Here is a 1,395-nt window from a genome sequence, read left to right on the forward strand (position 1 = left end):
GAGTACACCGGCCTCGACCTGCTGACCCCCCAGCTGACCTTCTGGTACTCCACCGGCGAAGACAGCTCCACCCGCAACGGTTCCGAGCGTATGCCGACCGTCATGGGTTACTGGGGTCCCTCGACCTCCTTCGCCTTTGACTCCTCGCAGGCTTACACCCGCGGCTACATGGGCGTGAACCCGATCGGTTCCTGGGGCCTCGTGTTCTCCCTGAACAAGATCTCCTTCATCCAGGACCTGACCCACCGCCTGACCTTCACCTACGCTCAGGGCACCAACAGCGGCCGCGCCCTGCGCCAGGCCAACCTGCTGACCGGCGTTGGCAACTACGTGTCCATGGGTCGTGACCTGACCACCAACGAGTACATCCTGGCGATCAACTTCGACCACCAGTACAACATCTACGAAAACCTGGCCGCCATCGTCGAAGCCGGTTGGTCGCACGGCTCCTTCGAGCGCTCCGTGTGGGGACGCCGCATGGTCAACCAGGCCAACAACGGCGACGCCTGGAAGGTTGCCTTCGGCCTGCAGTACAAGTTCTAATCAGAATCTGCCGGACCACGCCATACGGCCGGGACGAAAGTCCCGGCCGTTTTTTTGCGCCCGTCGCCCGTATACAAAAAACTGTACCGTTAAAAATTTTATACCCTGGTCAAAAAAACAGCACTTTTTGCTTGCGCCCCATTCCCGGGAGGGCTAGAAGAGGGCCATGGCAAATCGGGAAAGGGCTTCCCTGGTAAGACGCCCCAACCCGACAAACGTCCGGCGAACCTTTGTTCTAGATGTAAAAGGAGAGAAGAAAATGAAAAAGTTTACCCTGGCCCTCATCGTCGCCATGGTGTTCGGCTGTGTGGCTATCGCCTCCGCCGCCACCGAGGTCAAGATGACCGGCGACGCCCGTATCCACGGCACGTTCTTCAACAAGCAGAACTTCACCGGCTGGAACCCCACCGGCACCCGTACCAACGATGCCTTCACCATCTGGGAGCGCTTCCGCCTCCGCACCGACTTCATCGCCAACGAAGGCCTGAAGTTCCGCCTCGGCATCCGCGTGAACAACACCCCCTGGGGTAATGGCACCTTCACTGTGGACAACCCGGCCGTCGCCATCGACGTGTACCAGGCTTACCTGCAGTTCAAGTGGCCCAACACCAACGTTGAGTTCTCCATCGGCATGCAGGACTTCGGTCTGCCCATCTCCTCCGATGCCCTGATGAACGCCAACCCCGTGTTCGGTGGTTCGCGCGCCGCTGCCGCCATCGTGACCATCCCCGTGGTGGATCAGTTCAAGGTCATCGCTGGCTTCACCCGCCTGCTGGACACCAACCGCGACTTCGACCCCACCACCACCCAGGTGCCTGACGAATTCGACGGTTACTTCCTGGCCCTGCCCAT

Annotated in this window: 2 pseudogenes; both read left to right on the forward strand. The window is 60.2% G+C overall.

The features are described 5' to 3' along the window. A pseudogene (locus tag G453_RS25565) lies at positions 1-543 on the forward strand (outer membrane homotrimeric porin); the annotation flags it as partial. A gap of 259 nt (positions 544-802) precedes the next feature. Next, a pseudogene (locus G453_RS28535) lies at positions 803-1,395 on the forward strand (outer membrane homotrimeric porin); the annotation flags it as partial.

It is taken from the genome of Fundidesulfovibrio putealis DSM 16056 (genome assembly GCF_000429325.1).
Classification (GTDB): Bacteria; Desulfobacterota; Desulfovibrionia; order Desulfovibrionales; family Desulfovibrionaceae; genus Fundidesulfovibrio; species Fundidesulfovibrio putealis.